Annotated in this window: 20 protein-coding genes; 4 read left to right on the top strand and 16 right to left on the bottom strand. The window is 53.8% G+C overall.

Translation table 11 applies throughout. The features are described from left to right. On the bottom strand, positions 1-1,470 hold the full coding sequence (locus KP806_RS10855; RefSeq protein WP_224723620.1) for a spore germination protein: 1,470 nt from the start codon (positions 1,468-1,470) through the stop codon (positions 1-3). A 300-nt stretch (positions 1,471-1,770) separates the two neighbouring features. On the opposite strand from KP806_RS10855, the gene KP806_RS27960 reads away from it, so the two are divergent. After that, the gene (locus KP806_RS27960) at positions 1,771-2,022 is read left to right on the top strand and encodes a transporter (protein WP_397376382.1); all 252 of its coding nucleotides are present in this window, start codon (positions 1,771-1,773) and stop codon (positions 2,020-2,022) included. An 81-nt stretch (positions 2,023-2,103) separates the two neighbouring features. On the opposite strand, the gene KP806_RS10865 is transcribed toward KP806_RS27960, so the two are convergent. From KP806_RS10865 to erpA, 3 genes are all read right to left on the bottom strand, one after another. Further along, positions 2,104-2,532 carry a hypothetical protein gene (locus KP806_RS10865; RefSeq protein WP_224723622.1) on the bottom strand — a complete coding sequence of 143 codons (429 nt, stop codon included), beginning with the start codon at positions 2,530-2,532 and terminating at the stop codon, positions 2,104-2,106. Positions 2,533-2,557: 25 nt separating this feature from the next. Next, complete coding sequence (locus tag KP806_RS27800; RefSeq protein WP_397376383.1) at positions 2,558-3,058, bottom strand: response regulator transcription factor; 501 nt, start codon at positions 3,056-3,058, stop codon at positions 2,558-2,560. 135 nt (positions 3,059-3,193) lie between these two features. Continuing rightward, a complete protein-coding gene (gene erpA / locus KP806_RS10875; protein WP_224723623.1) occupies positions 3,194-3,556 on the bottom strand; it encodes an iron-sulfur cluster insertion protein ErpA in 363 nt (120 codons plus the stop codon). A gap of 240 nt (positions 3,557-3,796) precedes the next feature. On the opposite strand from erpA, the gene mqnE reads away from it, so the two are divergent. Both mqnE and KP806_RS10885 read left to right on the top strand, forming a co-directional pair. Continuing rightward, positions 3,797-4,900 carry an aminofutalosine synthase MqnE gene (gene mqnE, locus KP806_RS10880; RefSeq protein WP_224723624.1) on the top strand — a complete coding sequence of 368 codons (1,104 nt, stop codon included), beginning with the start codon at positions 3,797-3,799 and terminating at the stop codon, positions 4,898-4,900. Between the two features lie 70 nt (positions 4,901-4,970). After that, positions 4,971-6,038: an NAD(P)/FAD-dependent oxidoreductase gene (locus KP806_RS10885; RefSeq protein ID WP_224723625.1), complete on the top strand. Its 1,068-nt coding sequence runs from the start codon at positions 4,971-4,973 to the stop codon at positions 6,036-6,038. A 16-nt stretch (positions 6,039-6,054) separates the two neighbouring features. On the opposite strand, the gene KP806_RS10890 is transcribed toward KP806_RS10885, so the two are convergent. Continuing rightward, the gene (locus tag KP806_RS10890) at positions 6,055-6,327 is read right to left on the bottom strand and encodes a YuzB family protein (RefSeq protein ID WP_224723626.1); all 273 of its coding nucleotides are present in this window, start codon (positions 6,325-6,327) and stop codon (positions 6,055-6,057) included. A gap of 86 nt (positions 6,328-6,413) precedes the next feature. On the opposite strand from KP806_RS10890, the gene KP806_RS10895 reads away from it, so the two are divergent. Further along, positions 6,414-6,659: a NifU family protein gene (locus KP806_RS10895; protein WP_224723627.1), complete on the top strand. Its 246-nt coding sequence runs from the start codon at positions 6,414-6,416 to the stop codon at positions 6,657-6,659. Positions 6,660-6,782: 123 nt separating this feature from the next. On the opposite strand, the gene KP806_RS10900 is transcribed toward KP806_RS10895, so the two are convergent. The 11 genes from KP806_RS10900 to KP806_RS10950 form a co-directional block, all read right to left on the bottom strand. Beyond that, on the bottom strand, positions 6,783-7,565 hold the full coding sequence (locus KP806_RS10900) for an SDR family oxidoreductase (protein WP_224723628.1): 783 nt from the start codon (positions 7,563-7,565) through the stop codon (positions 6,783-6,785). 21 nt (positions 7,566-7,586) lie between these two features. Further along, positions 7,587-8,300, bottom strand: coding sequence for a Cthe_2314 family HEPN domain-containing protein (locus KP806_RS10905; protein ID WP_224723629.1), 714 nt, complete (start codon positions 8,298-8,300; stop codon positions 7,587-7,589). Positions 8,301-8,486: 186 nt separating this feature from the next. Then, a complete protein-coding gene (locus KP806_RS10910) occupies positions 8,487-10,250 on the bottom strand; it encodes a UbiD family decarboxylase (protein WP_224723630.1) in 1,764 nt (587 codons plus the stop codon). After that, a complete protein-coding gene (locus KP806_RS10915; RefSeq protein ID WP_224723631.1) occupies positions 10,250-11,158 on the bottom strand; it encodes a COX15/CtaA family protein in 909 nt (302 codons plus the stop codon). Before KP806_RS10915 ends, KP806_RS10910 begins: the two co-directional genes overlap by 1 nt. 197 nt (positions 11,159-11,355) lie before the next feature. Then, positions 11,356-11,703, bottom strand: coding sequence for a thioredoxin family protein (locus KP806_RS10920; RefSeq protein ID WP_224723632.1), 348 nt, complete (start codon positions 11,701-11,703; stop codon positions 11,356-11,358). A 53-nt stretch (positions 11,704-11,756) separates the two neighbouring features. Then, on the bottom strand, positions 11,757-13,436 hold the full coding sequence (locus KP806_RS10925) for a copper amine oxidase N-terminal domain-containing protein (protein ID WP_224723633.1): 1,680 nt from the start codon (positions 13,434-13,436) through the stop codon (positions 11,757-11,759). Between the two features lie 152 nt (positions 13,437-13,588). After that, the gene (locus tag KP806_RS10930) at positions 13,589-15,226 is read right to left on the bottom strand and encodes a putative polysaccharide biosynthesis protein (protein ID WP_224723634.1); all 1,638 of its coding nucleotides are present in this window, start codon (positions 15,224-15,226) and stop codon (positions 13,589-13,591) included. 43 nt (positions 15,227-15,269) lie between these two features. Continuing rightward, entirely contained in the window at positions 15,270-15,752 is a 483-nt protein-coding gene (locus KP806_RS10935) for a DUF456 domain-containing protein (RefSeq protein ID WP_224723635.1), read from the bottom strand. 7 nt (positions 15,753-15,759) lie between these two features. Next, the gene (locus KP806_RS10940; protein ID WP_224723636.1) at positions 15,760-16,512 is read right to left on the bottom strand and encodes a Cof-type HAD-IIB family hydrolase; all 753 of its coding nucleotides are present in this window, start codon (positions 16,510-16,512) and stop codon (positions 15,760-15,762) included. Positions 16,513-16,703: 191 nt separating this feature from the next. Beyond that, positions 16,704-17,576: a metal ABC transporter permease gene (locus tag KP806_RS10945; RefSeq protein ID WP_224723637.1), complete on the bottom strand. Its 873-nt coding sequence runs from the start codon at positions 17,574-17,576 to the stop codon at positions 16,704-16,706. Continuing rightward, complete coding sequence (locus tag KP806_RS10950; protein WP_224724017.1) at positions 17,573-18,508, bottom strand: metal ABC transporter permease; 936 nt, start codon at positions 18,506-18,508, stop codon at positions 17,573-17,575. Before KP806_RS10950 ends, KP806_RS10945 begins: the two co-directional genes overlap by 4 nt. Between the last annotated feature and the right edge of the window lie 14 nt (positions 18,509-18,522).

An 18,522-nucleotide genomic window follows, 5' to 3' on the forward strand; every position in this document is an offset into this window, starting at 1 on the left:
TTATTCTTTCATTTTGTTTTTCATTTCGTTCGGAGATTTCGATTGTGTCGGCCTCTCCTTCAGCATCCAAAAAGGAGCCCTGATGAACACGTCCCGCCAATCCTTGAACCGACCCGGCGCTACCGGCGTCAAATAAGAGCTTTGCAGGCTCGTTAGCCCGGAGAGATGAATCACGACGAGGGCCATTCCCATTATAAGTCCCATATTGCCCAGCATACCCGCCAGTATAATCAGAGCGAAGCGGATCAGCCGGATGGAAGCGCTCATTACGTAGCTGGGAATGACAAAGGAGGCTATGGCCGAGGAAGCGACCGCGATAATAAGAATATTGCTGGTCAGGCCTGCCTGTACGGCTGCTTGCCCGATTACGATACCGCCGACGATGCCGATGGTCTGGCCGATTTTGGTCGGCAGCCTGGCTCCCGCTTCCCTCAGCAGCTCGATCGTCGTTTCAAGAAGCAATGCTTCGTAAATGGGAGGAAAAGGCACTCTGCTTCGCGATTCCGTTAAAGTTAGCAGCAAATCCTCCGGTATCATTTCATAGTGAAAAGTCGTAACGGATACGTACAAAGCCGTAAACGCAATTGTGATGATAAACGCGCTAAACCGCAGCAGTCTTGTCGCGGTGCCAAGCATCCACCGCTGGTAATAATCGTCCGGCGACGAGAAAAATTCAAAAAACGAAGCAGGTGCGGAGATAACGGAAGGGCTGCCGTCAACGATAGCAAGCACTCTTCCGGATACCAGCTTCGAGACGGCCGCATCCGTTCTCTCCGTTGTCGGAAACAGCGGAAACACCGAATTCGGATGATCATCGATATATTGAACGAGCATATTCCCGTCATGGACAGCATCGATCTCGATGTTCTGAATGCGTCTGGACAGCTCCCGGACATAGCCCATATTCGTAATACGGTCTATGTATAACACGTACACGTCGGTTTTTGTAACCTCTCCTACTTCATACTTCATCACCTTCAGATGCGAGCTCTTGACTCTCTGCCGAATCAGGGATAAATTGACCTCTGCCGTTTCGATAAACGAATCATGCGGACCGGTAATGACGGCCTCCGTTTCCGACTGCTCGATGGAGCGGTTATCCGGTTTGTATACATTAACGACATAGCATTTGCCGCCATAAAAAATAGCAACCGCGCCGTCCAGTATTTCCTTAATCAGATGCTTGGCGGATTGCGTTTCGACGTATTGCGTACGAGCAAGCAGACTCGGTACCTCATCGGCGCTTATGCTGGAAAAAGGAACAGCTATTTCTCTCGTAAACGGATCGCTGCCGACCAAATGGCCGAAATAGACGAATTCCACCTGGATTTCCGGCATCGTTCGATGAACAAGATCGATGCAGTCCTTGAATTCGTCCAGCGTTTGTTGGAGCGAGGGCAGTACGTCAGGCTTATCCGGTTGACCTATCGGCTTGTTCTTACCATGCCGCACACGTTTAAACAGGGACATTATGCCACCTCGCCCTTTCTGCCTTTATACTCCTTAATGTGGTCAATATGGATGGATTTATTCCGCCGCCCAATCCTCCTCATAGACGACGGCATACAATGCTCTAGCCTATTCTATAAGGAGTGATATGAAATGGCATTTATGCCGCCGTTAGGCCCGTTTAGCCCGTTTGGACCTCCAGGACCTCCAGGAGGACCTCCGGGTGGACCTCCAGGAGGACCTCCGGGTGGACCTCCAGGAGGATTTCCAGGAGGACCTCCGGGAGGAGTTCCAGGTGGACCTCCAGGAGGGCCGCAAGGCTTGCAAGCTCCGACAGCGCCTCCGCCGCAATTCATTCCGCAGCAGCAGGCTTCTCTCTTTGCCGTTGATCCGGGTTCAATTTCAGGCTGTTTGTTCCGCAACACGTATATATGGCCCGTGAGGGGGCCGGGCTTTTGGTTTTATCCCGTTTTCGTAGGCCGGACATCCGTCTCCGGCTTTAGATGGAACGGATTTTTCTGGATGTACAGCGGCATGGATTTACGGCAAATCAGCTCGTTTACCTGCTTCTGACATTTACTCCCGAAAAGAAAAAACGAACCGCCGGCGATTCGCTTGGCGGTTCGTTTTTTATTCGACGTACGGGACCGCCTTTCAGACGGCCGCGCCGCGGAGCATGCTTTTCATATAGCTGCCCCATGCAATAAAGAAATAAAGCGTCTGCATCACGATGAAGATGCCGATAATGACGGACGAATAGATCCAATTGGATGACTCCATCATGTTATCCAATGCCGCCATCGCGAACAAAGCATGGTAAATGGCAACGACGACGGGAACAACAGCACGGCCGATCCGCAGCGCCGTCCAGCCCGATATCGCCAGGAACAGCGCAAAGAAGCCTGCCGCTGTCATCCATACCGCCTTCAACGGTACAGTGAAGCGGATCGTTTCATCCATATTCAGAAGAACGGCCAGCGCCATAAAAAACAGCTTGCTGAACAGCATGCCGAGTCCGATGCCGACCGCAATTGCGATCGATGCTCGCGCGTCGCCACCTCTCCGGCGCTCCGGATAAAGCATTCGGCGAGCAGCTGTTCGTTTTTGGTCAGCTCGATGCGTCTTCCCTGCCATTCAAGCTCATTCCGGTTCCAATGCAGCGCAGCCCCGAAGCGGCCAGCTCTGCGGTGCCCTGCCCTCCGCCGCCTTCCTGCCGCAAACCCGCAGCTGCCGCCGAAGCGTATTCCCCGTACGCCCGCCGTAACACGCCCTTCACCTTCGCCATCAGCAAATCAAGATGAATCGGCTTCGTTATGTAATCGTCTCCCCCGTTTTCGATCGCCATGACCTGGTCCATTTCGCCGGCCCGGGCCGAAATAAAGATGATCGGCATGCTCGAACGGACGCGGATTTGCCGGCACCAGTAGTAGCCGTCATAATACGACAAATTAATATCCAGCAGCACCAGCTGCGGAGCAAACCGCTCAAGCTCGGGCATGAGCTGTCGGAATTCGGAGGCGGCGGCGGCTTCGAAGCCGTATTTTTCCATGCTGCTCTTCAGAATAGCTGCAATTTTCGCGTCGCCCTCGACGATAAATACCCGGTACAATCGCTTGTCCTCCCGTCTAACGGTGAATAGGCCCGCTTCAAATCTGCAGAAATGCAAAAAAACCTCCCGTACCGGCAAATGTGTCCATTCACCGGCACGGAAGATTTCAGTCAAAACCGATTTACTCTTACGCGATCAGCACTCGCCCGCAGCCGCCGGCTTCCCTGCATCCGTAGCGGTACGGAACGAGCTGCCGCAGCCGCATGTAGCGCTGGCGTTCGGATTCTCGATCGTGAAGCCGCCGCCCATTGCCGATTCCTTGAAGTCGATGACAAGTCCGTTCAAATATTTGACGCTGTCCTCATCGACTACGACCTTGAGCCCTTGCATCTCCATCGCCCGGTCTCCCTCGTGCTGCTCATCGTCAAAGCCCATGCCGTAGGAGAAACCGCTGCAGCCGCCTTCCTTCACTCCGATGCGGAGAAATAGGCCCGGCGTTCCTTCCTGTTCAAGCATTTCTTTTATTTTGTCAGATGCAATATCACTGATCGTGATCATGATACATCCCTCCATTTATCCGTCTGATCAAATAAAGTTCACTTACTTGTTTATAGTATACTCCAGTTTCACCGGACGCTCAAGAGAAGCGTGCCTACTATGCCGTTCCATCCAATAAATTCCATGCAAATACTTTTCTTATTGCCCATGCTACGTATGAGGATTATAATAGTTACAGCTTCTTAATCGGAACAGCAAGTTATTTTTTTCACAATCTATGCACTCAAGGAGGCTCACCCCATGAACGTCGTAATACCGACAGAAGATTCACAGATGCAGCACATTATCGAAAAAGTACGTCATGGTCAGCGCTTATCGCTGGAAGACGGCAATTTTTTATACCAATCGGATGATCTGCTGACGATCGGACAGCTGGCTAACGAGGTCGCGCTCCGCAAAAACGGCAAAAAGGTTTATTTTATCGAAAACATGAGCCTTTATTTCACGAATGTCTGCGAAGCTCACTGCGCGTTTTGCAATTTCCGCAAGGACGAAGGCGACGAAGGCGCCTATACGCTCAGCGGCCAGCAAATGATCGAATATGTGGAGCAGCATTACCATCCTGGCGTACGCGAGTTTCATATCGTAGGCGGACACAATCCTCATGTGCCGTTCCAATATTATGTCGATTCGCTGAAAGCTCTGAAGGAGCGCTTTCCGGAAGTTACGCTTAAAGCGTATACCGCAGCTGAAATCGACTTTTTCTCGCGCATCAGCGGACTTAGCTACAAGGAGGTGCTTCAGGAGCTGATAAAAGCCGGCTTGCAGTCCTTGACGGGCGGCGGGGCCGAAATTTTATCCGACCATTACCGCAAAAAAATGCGCGTCGATAAAGCCGACGTGACCCAGTACCTGCAGGTTCACCGGACCGCGCACGAGCTTGGTCTGCGGACTCATACGACGATGCTGTACGGCTCCATCGAATCGAAGGAGGACCGCATCCGTCACCTGATGCAGCTTCGCGAGCTGCAGGACGAGACAAACGGCTTCCTCGTGTTCATCCCGCTGTCCATGCAGCCGATCAATCCGAAAGCAGGCATCCGCCGCCGCAATTCCGCTTTCGAGGATTTGAAGACGATCGCGATCAGCCGCCTGATGCTCGATAACTTCCAGCATATCAAGGCGTATTTCATCAACATCGGGGTGCAGCTGACGCAGGTTGCGCTTACAATGGGCGCATCGGACGCACACGGCACCATCGTGAAGGAGAAGATCAGCCACGCTGCGGGCGCTCTCACGCCGGAAGGCATTACGAGAGAGGATCTCATCTGGCTGATCAAAGGCGCAGGCCGCATTCCGGTCGAGCGCGACACGTTCTACAACGAAATCAAAGTATATGAGTGACAATCCCGCAATGCGGGTAACATACAATATAGACATCATATAGAAACATTGGGTTGGAGTTGGAGATCATATGAGAAAATTAGTTATTCTTGGCGGCGGTTACGGCGGACTTGCCATCGTCAACGAGCTGCTTGAGGAGCAAATCCCGCATGATGTATCGATCGTTCTCGTCGACCGCATGCCGTTTCAAGGACTGAAAACCGAATATTACGCATTAGCCGCCGGCACCGTATCGGATTTGGAGCTGCGCGTCAAATTTCCGAACGATCCGCGTGTTGAGCTGACTTATGGCGAAGTAACGGATATCGATATGGAGTTTCGCCTTGTTCATCTGGAGGGGCAGGATCCGATCGCCTACGATTGGCTCGTTATCGGACTTGGCTGCACCGACAAATATCACGGCATCGAAGGGGCCGAGCAGTATTCGACCAGCATCCAGACGTTTTCCGCCGCAAGAAAAACATATGCGCTTCTGAACGACATTAAGCCTTACGGACAAGTGACGATCGTGGGCGGAGGTCTAAGCGGAGTCGAGGTTGCCGCCGAACTTAGGGAAAGCAGGCAGGATTTGAATATCCGCATTTTGGACCGCGGGCCTAGCGTGCTGTCCGCCTTCCCCGGCAAGCTTCAAAGGTTTGTAACGGAATGGTTCCAGGAGCATCAAGTGGAAATGTGTGGACATGTCGGCTTAACCCGGCTGGAAGGCGGCATTTTGCACGACGGCAATTCGCCCGACCCGATTTACACCGACGTGACGGTGTGGACGGCTGGCATTCAGCCGGTTGAGCTTGTACAGCGAATCGATTTGCCAAAGGATAATCAGGGCCGTCTGATCATCAATGAGTACCATCAGCTTCCGGACTATAACGAGGTGTTCATTGTCGGGGATTGCGCTTCCCTGCCGTTGTCGCCAAGCGGTCAGGCCGCAGGCGCGCAAGGCAAACAAATCGCGGAGGTGCTTCAAGCCGCTTGGCAGAATAAAACCCCGAGACTTGGCAAAATCAAGCTTAAAGGCGTGCTCGGCTCGCTGGGCAAAAAAAGCGGTTTCGGCATTATGGGCGGGACGCCGATTCTCGGTCGCGTGCCGCGCCTGGTGAAGAGCGGTGTGCTATGGCGCTCCAAGCGCCATTTGGGCTAACGATTAGGACTTGAAGCTATAAATCCTCCAGCAGCTTGTCGAGCGCTTCGCGGTCCGCTTGCTGCTGGTCTAGCGACTTCAGGATATTGTCGTACAGCTCTTCCACCGTTTCAGCAGACACGATTGTGCCGTCGACGAGCGCGAACGGACTGAGATAGCATTCGCCGCAATTACCGAGACAACCGTACTCAGTGACCTCGTAGGCATCGTCCTGTTCAAATTTTTTCATGATTTTATCCGTGCCATGATGCATATTGCTTGCGCAAAATTCGATCATCGGCTTAAACATTTCGCATCACCTAACTTTACTCAGTTACTATCCATTTTCAATTGCTTCACTTTGTACTATAATAGGGGAGAAAGGAGCTGATTGCAATGAGTGAACAAGCACAAGACACGATGTACGATGAAGTGCTCGACGTATTAGATAAGCTTCGTCCGTTTTTGCAGCGCGACGGAGGAGACGTGGAATTGGTTGACGTGGAAGACGGCATCGTCAAGCTTCGCCTAATGGGCGCTTGCGGTAGCTGCCCAAGCTCGACGATCACGCTTAAAGCAGGCATCGAACGCGCGCTTCTCGAGGAAGTTGACGGCGTAGTCGAGGTTGTTCAAGTATTCTAATCACGGCTAACCTGCTATTAACAAAGAGTCTTACCGGCTTCAAGGACGCTCAGCTTCTTGAAGACCGTTAAGACTCTTTTTGTTGTTTCCGGATAGTTTGGCAATCGCAATATAGGTTTTCGCCTAGAACATGCCTTTAATATTCGCGCGGATCGGATCAAAGCCGCCGGTCACGTCGATCACATTGCCCGTCAGAAATGCGGATTTCCGCTCGCACAGAAACAGGATGACACGTGCGACGTCTTCCCCCGCTCCGGGCCTGCCGATCGGGGATTCCGAATCGTACTCGTCCTCCACCTCGTCGATGGACCTCTCTTTGTTGACGCCTCGAATGTCTCCCGGCCCGATCAAATTTACCGTAATGCCGTACGGAGCTTCTTCGACGGCCAAGGATTTCGTAAAGGACACGAGACCGGTCTTCGCAGCCGCATAGACCGCCCGGTGCGGCCAAGCTCTCGCTTCTCCGGCATGCCCGAAGCCGAAATGGATAATGCGCCCCCATTTGCGCTCGCGCATCCTCGGCAGCAGCCTGTGATCAAGCAGCATGACGCTTAACAGATTTCCGTGCAGCAGACTAACGATCGTCTCTTCGTCGTATTCGCTGAAGAGACGGCGTTTACGGACGAATGGACCGGCATTGTTCACCAATATATCCACCCCGCCGGCCCAGTTTTCCGCCGTTTGGGCGAGCTTATCCACGCCGGCGGTCGTCGTAATATCCGCCTGGACGGCAATCGACTTGCAGCCAAGCGCTTCGATCTGCCGCTTCACCTGCTCCGCCTCGAGCACGCTCTCCTGGTAATTGATGATCACATTGCAGCCATTCTCCGCCAGCTGCAGCGCCGTCCGTTTACCGAGACCTTTGGCGCTTCCCGTTACTAATGCCGTTTTCCCCTTGAGCTCCACGAGTCAATCTCCTTCCCGTGCTTATGGCTTTCTCTTTCGTACCAGACCGCACGCATATTGAAAGGTCAGCAGGAGCGATTCCATGGCCAGATACAGGCCTTGGGTCAGATCGGCAGATTGCTCCGCAATGTTCTCCAGCTGAATTTCCGCTCCATACATGCGGTGGCTTTGGATCAAATCGTCCTGCATTTCGGAGTTCATGTAGTGAATTTCGGTGTTTCGCCGCTTTCGCAGCCTGTTTGTCGCTTCCTTGTACTTCTCTTTAACGTCGTTCAGCTTCCATGTCAGCTCCGGATGGGCTTTTTTCTCCCGCATGTTTCGCAGGACGGTAAAATAGGAAAAATGCGGCTTGATCCTTTCGGTCCGCATATCGAGCAGCTCGTTGAGCAGCGTGCCCAGCTTGTCCATCAAGGAAAATACGCGGATGAAGCCGTTTTTATCGAAATAGATATACCGATTATAATGGATTCTTTCTTCCGCTGTCATTTGTTTGATGGATGTAGACTTTATTTTTTGTTGAAATTGGAGTGCTGCATAGTGGCTCTGCTCAAGCTCGTCCAGCGCAGCCTGCAGCCCTAATGTCCATATTTCGAATTTGCGCAGCTGATGGTCGCTGTCTGCTCCCGCTTTAATTTGCTTCGAGACGATGGATACGAACTGCTCCATTACACGAAACGTTTCTGCGAGTGTTCCTTCTGCTGCTCTCTTAGGTTCGTCAAACAGAAAACGCAGCATAACCGGCCAGTCCCTTCATGTAAGTTGACATCATAGCGATAGTCCGCTGCGCGTGCCATTTGATCTTCCAATCGCCTTGAAACCCCATTCTTCTGATTTTCTTGGACCTTAATAGGTGAAGAATGGGGCTTCAAAAGCGACCGCTTCGCTTTTCCAGATTCAAATGGCCCGCTCCGCTTCTCGCTTCTATAGCTTGTACTCCGTCCACCTGCGATCCACAAGTTCAACAATGTCCTCGCGCGGGAACAGCTCGTCCGGATAACCCGGCTTCATGCGCGCGTCGATGACAATCGGCAGCTTGTAGCCGAAATGGTGGCGGCGAACGTCCGATTTGGCATATATATCGTCCGCCGGGTTAAAGCGGGTGAAAACCGTCCATAAAAATGGCGTTTGCGCGTCCGCGACAGCCGCGTCGTCCGCCAAAATGACAAGCGGCCAGTCGGTGCCTTTGTCCGCAAGCCGGTCCAGAAGCCGCTCGGCAAGCTTGGGCTCCGCCTCATAAGAGGCGCCGGAGACGACTAGGCAGCCGCGGCAGTACGGCCTTGCATCCGTAATTTCATCGATCGGGCCTTCATTGTAAGTACCGGGAAGCTCACGCACAGGGTCTCCTACGCCGAGCATAATCGCCTTGCTGCCGTGATTCAGCTTGCCGCCCGTGTAATCGAGCGTATCGTGTGAGGTCTGATCAAAGACAAACAGGTCGGATTCAGGCTTAAAGCGCTCCAGCACCGTCTCGAGCAGGCTGGAGAAGTTGTCCAGCCGAACCGCTTGATTCGTAACGATCAGAAACTTGGTCAGCGTAAGCTGTCCTTCTCCTAGAATGCGGAAAGCGGATGTCAGCGCTTCCCTTGAATAGCTTTCCCTAACAACCGCTGCGGCAAGCGCATGGAAGCCGGTCTCCGCGTAAGTCCACAAATCCTTGACGCCGGGCATCGCCATCGGAAACGCCGGCGAAAGAAGCTTCTGCAAAAATTCACCCAAGTAATAATCCTCTTGGCGCGGCTTGCCGACTACGGTCGCCGGATAAATCGCATCTTTTCGGTGCCACATGTGGCTCACGTTGAACACCGGGAAATCGTGCGTTAAGGAATAATAGCCGTAATGGTCCCCGAAAGGCCCCTCCGGCCGCCTGATATGCGGCGGCACAAGCCCGCTGATGACGAATTCGGCTTCGGATGGAATGCGGTGCGTGCCGTTCGGGTCTTTAACGACCGGCAGCTTGCCGCCGATAATGAGCGATGCGAGCAGCAGCTCCGGCAAATGCTCCGGCACAGGCGCAATCGCGGAAGCGATCAGAGCCGGAGGTCCGCCCAGAAAGACGGATACCGGCAGCGCTTGGTTCAGCTTCTCTGCTTCATGGTAGTGAAAGCCGCCGCCCTTATGTATTTGCCAGTGCATGCCTGTCGTCGAGTCGTCGAAAATCTGCATTCTATACATCCCGAGATTATGCTGCTTGCGGTGCTCCGGATGCTCCGTATACACCAGCGGGAGCGTAATAAACGGGCCGCCGTCCTCCTGCCAGCTCGTAATCGCAGGCAAACCCGCAAGCGGATTTTCCCGTTTGCAGGCCTGCAGAATCGGAGCATTGCCGGCGGTTACTTCCTTCAGGCCAACCTTCAGCATGTCCCAAATCAAATTTTTCTCGCCCCATATCGCTTTCGGTGTCGGAGGGAGCACACGGTCCATCGCGCCGACAATTTGCTTCATTAACGCTTCCGGCCGGGGACCGAAGGCGAGATCAACCCTGCGGCTCGTGCCGAACAGGTTCGTAACAATCGGGAACGGGCTGCCAAGCACGTTCGTGAACAGCAAAGCCGGACCTCCCGCATCGATGACGCGCCGGTGGATTTCCGCGACCTCCAAATTCGGATCCACCTGCGTATCGATGATCGCAAGATCGTTTTCGCGCTTCAGAACGTCCAAAAAGTCCCGTAAATTAGTAAAGCCCACTACCTGCCACGCCCTTCCCTAAACCGCCATGAGCGAATTAAAATGTCCATTAATAGTCCGAATAAACCGGTAACGATTAGATTATGCAATAAATTCGTAAATAAAAACAAATCCGAATTCGTAATCGTAAAAGTGAGCAGAGCTCCGCTGAAAATTTGAGTTACGACAAGACCGAGAACCCACGCAGCCGGCTTCGCCAATCCGGCGTCGCCATGGCTTGTTTTGCGGATATGAACGTATAATCCCGCAATGCTGAGCGCCAAGATGAAAGCGGCAACCCTGTGTACGAACACAGCTCCGGTAGCTCCGCTGATTTCCGGCACGATTTCTCCGTTGCACAAAGGCCATCCGAGACAGCCTCCACCGGACTCGGTATGCCGGATAAAGGCGCCTAAATAAACGACGACGTAAGTATAAATCGATACCGCAAGCACCCGGGGAAAGATCGAGCTTGGCACCGTAAACGAGGCTGGGGTGCCCCGCTTCGCGCGGAAGGTCCAGATCACAAGAAGCAAGGTCGATGCGAACGCGATTAACGAAATGCCGAAATGAATGGCCATGACGGCCGGCGATTGAGGCCACTTCACCGCAGCTGCGCCCATAAGCGCTTGTATGATTGTAAACGATAAAGCCCCTCCCGCATAAAATAGAGGTTCTTTAAAGGCTGTGCTGTCTTTTCTATATTTCAGCAGCATCCCGATAAAAGCGGCCAAGACGAGTATACCTACGACCCCGCTGACCAGACGGTGCGAATATTCAATCATCGATTCAATCGTATACGCAGGAATAAATTTACCGTGGCATAACGGCCAATCATCGCCGCAGCCGCGGCCGGAGCCCGTATTCGTGACCAGCGCCCCGCCGAGCAGTACGAGAAGCATTCCGATGCACGCAGCGATTGCCAGCATGCGAAAACGCCCGGTTACCTTCATGAAATCACCCAGTTCCAAAAGAGATTGTGTAGTACCTTTCGCCTAGCGACAGTACAATTATAGCCATAAAAAAAGGCAAAAGCCATGTTGAAAATGTGACACTTCCCTGCCTGTTCCGTTACAAAACGAAAGCCCGCGCTTGGGAAGGCTTGCCCCCAAACGCGGACTATCCATTACTTATGGCTTAATGCGTCGCTTACCTGAATCGCACGATCGGTAAATTGCTCAATCTCCTCGCGCGTCTTGCGGAGCTTGCTTACGAAGCGGACGAGCTCCCGGCCGTTCCGAAAGGCGATAAAGCTCGGAATTCCGAGTATGTTCAGCTCGGAGCACAGATCCGGCAAATCGTCGCGGTCAAGCTCCACGAATGAGGCCCGCCCTTCATAAGACCTTTCCAAATCAGGCATAAACGGATCGATAAAATGGCAATCCTTGCACCACGTTGTTTTAAACACCGCAATTGTCAGCTCATCACGGGCAACCGCTCCGCGAAATTCGGCTTCTGTTGTTAGTTTATTCATTACGCACCTCTACTAATTACATGATAGCAGCCAAGCCTGCAGAAATTCTTAGCTTATAATTCCCTTTCAAGCGTAAATATTTTCTCATCGTCGTAAAATTCGCTCCAGCTAATCTTTGCCCTCAATACACGGGCCAAATCGCGCGCCGGCACATAGGAGACGCCGTCGACCAGTGTAACCGGGAAGGACCACGTTTCCGTCTTTCCGTTCACGACCGCTTTGTCGCTGCCGATCTTAACGGAAACGGTCGTATCCGTCGCTTCGTCGTACAGCTTGATGCCTTTCGATTTGGCGTTGTATTCGATCGATGCTCCCAGGCTGTCCGCCGTATCGCGCAGCGGTATAATCGTAATGCCCGCCGCTGTCAAAATGGCCGGATTATATTCATCATACGGATACCAGGTGACGGTCTGATTAGCGATATGGAACTTGTTTTTCAGCAGATCGTAGATGTCGGAGCTTTCGTCGAAATGCTTCAGGAACTGGTACCCCTGCATCTCGAACAGCGCTTCGGCGCTAAACGCATCGTCGGTTTCTGCAGGTGCGTCTGCAACTACGGCACCGTTCACGTTCCAGGCTTCGCTCTCCAGCTTGATCGTTATGCCTTTGAATGGCATCGCTCCTATTCCATATGCAAAACCGTATCCAAACTGTTCATCGAAATATTCAACATCAGGATCCGCTTCATTGCCAACATTCTCTTCAGCTGCCTGATCCGTCTCCTCTTCACTCGGCACATAAGTCAGCTCATACAGCTGCTTGCGGATATCCAGCTTGCTGTCCACGTACATATCCGCTTTGATAACAAGATCCTTGCTGAACATCTCCTCGATCACTTCTTGATCTTCATCGTCCATGCGGGCCAGCTCCGCCTGCAAGTCCTCAAGCATGACGAACAGCTCTTCCGCCGCCTGCTCCTTCAGCTCCTCCGGTGTAGGTGCGTCCAGGCCGCCTTCCTCGAACGGATTCACGGAGCCAATCGCCTCCCACACATCCGGATTGCGCTGCAGGATGTCGAAGACCCCTTCGATCATGCTCTCGAAGCCCTCACGGTCCGCAACAAGCGCGTCCACATACTTTTTCACCAGCGCCCAAATTTCCGGCCCGTTCAAATAGGCATGGACATGCATAAGCGATGTCGCGGAGCCGTTGACCGGTTCGACCGCCGGCTTCACCTGAATCCGTTCCGGATTCGGCAAATTGTCGATGACGTACGCGCCGATCGTGTCGAGCGCTTCGTGGCCGAGCGCAGTCAAAGACTCGTCGTCAAGCCCGTCCGCTTCTTCCGTATTTATGCCGGCCGCCGCGCCAAGCAGGCTTTCGCTTGTCAGATCCAGCACGAACGGCTGCTTCGCCCCTTCAAGCTCCAGCACGGCAAGCGTATCCGACATTTGTAAGGAGAAGCCGATGCCGATCTCGTCACCGAGCTGCAGGCTGCCGTTCATGGACATATGCTCCTCGTCCTGCAGCTTCACTTGATCAAGCTTCAGCTTTATGCTGGTAAACAGCTTAATAAGCTCCTGATCCTCCTCCGGCATTTCCGCAAGCGCTTCTTCGTCCAGCAGCAGCTTCAGCTCCAGCGTCTGATTCCCTTCGCTTGACGTTACCTTCAGCGCCTTTTTAAGCACCGCATTAAAATCCACGCCCGCTACCGCCTGGCAGCCGGCAACGAACACCAGCGCTAATGCCAGCAGCAGCGCCAGCAGCCTGCTGCGTTTCCCCAATTTCCCCATTAAATCCGACCTCTCCCCACATTCATTATCTATAAGTCAACAGCCTCTCAAACTCTATTAAATTGTACAAGAGACTCTATCAATTGTAAATGTATGGAAAGCACTTCTTTTGTCGAATAAGGCGCCCTTCAACCGGAAGGGCGCCTTTGTTTTTAGACCGATTTTTTGAAAAATGGCTTTAAGATCAGCATAAGCAGCTTGCGCACCGGACCCGGGAATGACCGGATATCCTCCGGCGTCACGACCCGCAGCGCCGCGAGCAGCACCAGGTACAGCCCTCCCACGACGACGGCTGCCGCTCCCCCTGCGGCAAGGTACGACAGCTTGGCCTGCCAGCCTTCCGTCAACGCGAGCACGGCGGTTTCCGTCACCCAGCCGGCAGCGGCCGGAATCGCAATCGCAAGCATATACGGAACCCATCGGCGGCCGAGCACGTTCAGCTTCACTTCTTTGTTGATCGTTCTCATGTTCAGCAGGGTTATGGCGATGAAGCAGACCGAGGAGCTGAGAATCAGGCCGTAAACGCCTATCCAAGGCGCCAGTGCAAGGCTGAGAACAACCTTCATAGCGAAGCCTGCAAAGGTGTGCATCATCGGCAGGCGCGGCTTATCAAGACCGTAAAGCACAGAGTTCGTCGTCATCATCGTAATCTGAAAAATCGTCCCCGCGGTAAGAAGAGCGACCGCTCCGCTGCCGCTAGGGCTGCTGAAGAGCAGGCCGGTAACCGAGTGGGCTGCGACTGTCAGCAGCAGCGCCACGGGCACGCCCGTAAAGCAGACGATCCGCATGACGAGCGACGATTGCCGCTGTACCTCGTCCATATTGTTCAGCGAATAAGCCGACGAAATGACCGGGATGATCGAGGCGCCGAGCGCAATGGCCAATATCGGCGGGATGCCGGCCAATGCCATCGCTTTCGTCGAGTAGTTGGCCAGGATGACGGCGGCCGATTCCTCGGTGTACAGGGACGCAGTAAGACGCATAAATAAAGACAAGTCGAAGAAATACACAAACTGCACCGTCATAGCCGTCACGACGGCAGGAATGGACATGGTGAATATTTCACGGTAAATCGTGCGGAAAGGCAGCTTCGCAGCGGCCGCGCTTCCGCTATTCCGAACCTCTGCTTTCGGCTGCTCTGAGGCATCCTGCTTCTTCAGCTTTCTTGCGAACCAGAGCATGACCCCAAACGCGCCCAAGCTGCCGAACACGCTGCCGAAGGCGATCGCCGCAGCGCCCCAATCGTCGCCGTAGCCGAGACCGAGTATGATGAGCGCCAATCCGATGCCGCCGATAATCCGCAATATTTGTTCGACGATTTGGGAAATGCCGCCCGCCGACATAATCTGTCTGCCTTGAAAATAACCCCGCGTCATCGCAATAACGGGGAACAGCAGCAGAGCGGGAGCGATGGCCTGCAGTGACAGGGCCGCGTAAGGCACTTTTGAAATTTTCGCATATGCAGGCGCCGTCACGAACATGGCCGTGGCCAAAATAACGCCGGTAACCGCACCGAACAGCAGAGCCGCCTTATAAATCCGCTTCGCCTCATCCGGCCTGCCGAGCGCATAGCGCTGTGAAATCATTTTGCTGATCGTAACCGGGATGCCGCCAGTGGCGACGGTAAGCAGCAGCAAATACAATTGATTGGCCGCGTTAAATGCGGCCTGGCCGTCGGGCCCGAGCATGTAGTCAAGCGGAATTCGCTGAAACAGCCCGAGAAACCGGGCTGTAAGGGCGGCGGCAGCCAAAATGAGCGTGCCTTTGATTAATGAGTCTTTTTTTAGCATGGCGTATCGTAGAAGTCTCCTATTCTATAATTCAGTTCCCGTGTCAAAAAACAAGCCATAGAACAAACAGCACGATCATCAGCAGCTGAAGAATCACTTTCACTACGACGCTCGTGAATAATCCGACAACGGAGCCGATGCCGACCTTCATCGATTTCTCGAGGTTCGAGCCCGCGATCATTTCCCCGATCACCGCTCCGGCGAACGGTCCGATAATAAGGCCGAATCCCGGGATGACGAACGGCCCGATGATGAGTCCGATCGTGCTGCCGATAATCGAAGCCTTTGAGCCCCCGAACCGCTTGACTCCCCATGCGCTGACCGCGTAATCAGCCACAAACAGGACGATCACGATCAGCGTCTGTAAAATCCAGAAAATGACGCCGAACTCGCTGAAAGTAAAGAAAAAGCCGTAAACGAAAAAGGCTGCGTAAATCGCCAGCGCGCCGGGCAATATCGGATAGACGGCTCCGGCCATGCCCACCGCAAACAGCAGCACAATGATAATCCAGCCCAAAATGTCCATTTACATCTCACCCTTTCAATACATGCCGTTTAATGACCTCCGCCACCCCGTGCTCATCATTGGTCAGCGTGATGAAATCCGCCGCTTCTTTCACCGCTTCCTGGGCATTCCCCATCGCTACTCCGAGGCCCGCTTCGCGGATGGCCGCTATGTCGTTCAAACTGTCACCGACCGCGACGACCTGCGACATCTCGATCCCAAGCACTCCGCAAAGCTCCCGAAGGGCGCTCGCTTTCGATACGCCGAAAGGGTTCAGTTCCAAATTCCACGGGGAAGAATTCGTAATCTCCAGCGCTTCCCAGCTTTTCACCTCGGCCAGAATCGCTTCCCTTGCGCGGTCGTCCTCGGTGTAATAACCGAATTTTAACCAGTGATGCCCTTCATAGTCCCCGGCCGGATCGATCCATTTTTCTTTGTTGTAAATATCGTCCGTCGTATAAGCCCAGAACCAAACTTCGCTATGTACTAGAGCAAGCTCATGCAGCCTTTGAACGTAAGCGGGACTGAGCAGCGTCCGTTTGTGCAGCACATGCGGCCTTTGCCAAATTTCCCCTCCGTTCACCGTAATCATTGGCGTCTCCAGTTTCAGCTGCTCGGCAAAGGGCAGAGCGCTGCGAAAGCCGCGGCCGGTGGAAAAGCTGACGGTGATGCCAGCGTCCAGCGCCTTTTGAATCCATTCTGCGTTTTCCGCGCTGATTTCCGTCCGCTCGTTAAGCAAGGTCCCATCCATATCCAGTGCGATCAATTTATAATTACCCACTTCTTGCTGCCTCCTCACACGATTCCGTTCACTAATCATCTATTTTAGCACATTTAGCCGGGATTCTAAACGCAAGATAGAGGTGCCCTCCCCCGGATCGGCCCCTGGAGGCATTCGAACCGAAAAAAAACGCCGGAGAGCAGCCTCCCGGCGATTGTTCATGCGTATGAAGTTTAGAATGTCGTCCCGTTCTATGATGCCAGCCGCCGCATCCTCAGCTTCTTCGCCACAATGCCCTGTGTCGGCGAGAACAGAAACGCCGCAACGAACAGGAGGGCGGATGCGCATACCATGCAGCCGGCGATGGAAGCGTCAAGTAAGACAGCCGCTCCGTAACCGATAAACGTGCTCGCAACGCCCGCCGCAACGCTTAATCCGATCATGACGCCCAGCCGTTCGGTCAGCAAATACGCCGTAGAGGCCGGAATGATCAGCATGCCGACAACGAGAATCGCCCCGACGCTCTCGAAGGAGCTGACGGTAGCCATCGATACGAGCCCCATCAGCAAATAATGGAACAAGGCAACCGGAATGCCGATCGCGGCTGCCAAGGCGGGATCAAAGGCACACAGCTTGAACTGCTTGTAGAACAAGCCGATTACGGCCGAGATGACGATCAGCGTAAAGCCCAGCAGCCATACGGCCTTCGGCCCCATGCTGATGCCGCCGAGCTCCCACAGATTCCAGTGCACATAAGCGATCTCGCCGTACAAAATGGCGTCCTGGTCCAGATGGACCTGTCTCGCGAATAAGCTGACAAGCACGACGCCGATCGCGAACAAGGCCGTGAACACAACGCCGATTGAAGCATCGGATTGAATGCCGCTCTGCTGGAACATTTGTATGAGAAACGTGGTGAGCAAGCCGAAAGCAAGGGCGGCGAGCATCATCAGCAGGGAGTCCCTGGATCCGCTGAGCAAAAAGGCGATTACGATGCCCGGCATAACCGAATGGCTGATCGCATCGCCGATCATCGCCATCTTGCGCAGAACCAGGAAGACGCCAAGAATGCCGCAGCAGCCCGCTACGAGCGAGCCGGTCAGCAATATCCAAAATTCGCTCATAACGCCGCCTCCTTCTTCACGCCGTTATTGGCGCCGCTCTTGGCAAGCTGTTCGTTCTCCCGGGTAAAGCTCTTCTTAACCTGTTTTCTCAACAACCGTTTGGCGATTAATCCGCGCGTCGGACCGAACAGCACGGACACACCGAACAGCAATGTTGCCGCCAGAACCGTCACGGGTCCTGTCGGCAGATTGGAAACCGATGCGCTCATCAGGGTGCCGACGGCACCGCTTAACGCTCCGAATACGCCGGAGATCACGACCATCAAACCAAGTCTGTCCGTCCAGTATCTCGCCGAGACCGCCGGCGTAATCAGCAGCGCAGCGACGAGGACGACGCCGACCGCCTGAATGCCCGCCACAACGGCCACAACGACCAGCAGCATAAGCAGCTGCTCCAGTAAAGCAACGGGGTAGCCGATGCCGCGCGCAAAGCCGGCATCGAACGATATCAGCTTGAATTGCTTGAATAACAGGGTGCATACGGTGATTAACAGCCCGCAGACGATGGACATCGTTACCACGTCCGAGGCGATCATCGATGCGGCCTGCCCGAACAAAAACTTGTCGAGACCGGCCTGATTCCCGTAATCTCCATGCTGGATCAACGTCAACAGGACAATACCGAGTCCGAAAAAGCCGGACAGGACGATCCCCATCGCCGCATCCTGCTTAAGCTTCGTATGACGGGTTATATAACCGATCCCGAACGTGGCGAGCAGGCCTGCGGCGCCGGCGCCGATTAGAAACAGACCGATCGACTTGACGCCCGTCAGCATAAATGCGATACAGATGCCGGGAAGCGCCGCATGGGCAAGCGTGTCGCCCATCAGGCTTTGCTTCCTCAAATAAGAGAAACAACCGATAATGCCGCTGCTAAGTCCAAGCAGCGTGCATCCGAGAAAAATCCACTGCATATTCGGATCGGACAGCATCGACCAAATGTCAT

Source organism: Paenibacillus vietnamensis, from assembly GCF_020169515.1.
GTDB lineage: Bacteria > Bacillota > Bacilli > Paenibacillales > Paenibacillaceae > Pristimantibacillus > Pristimantibacillus vietnamensis.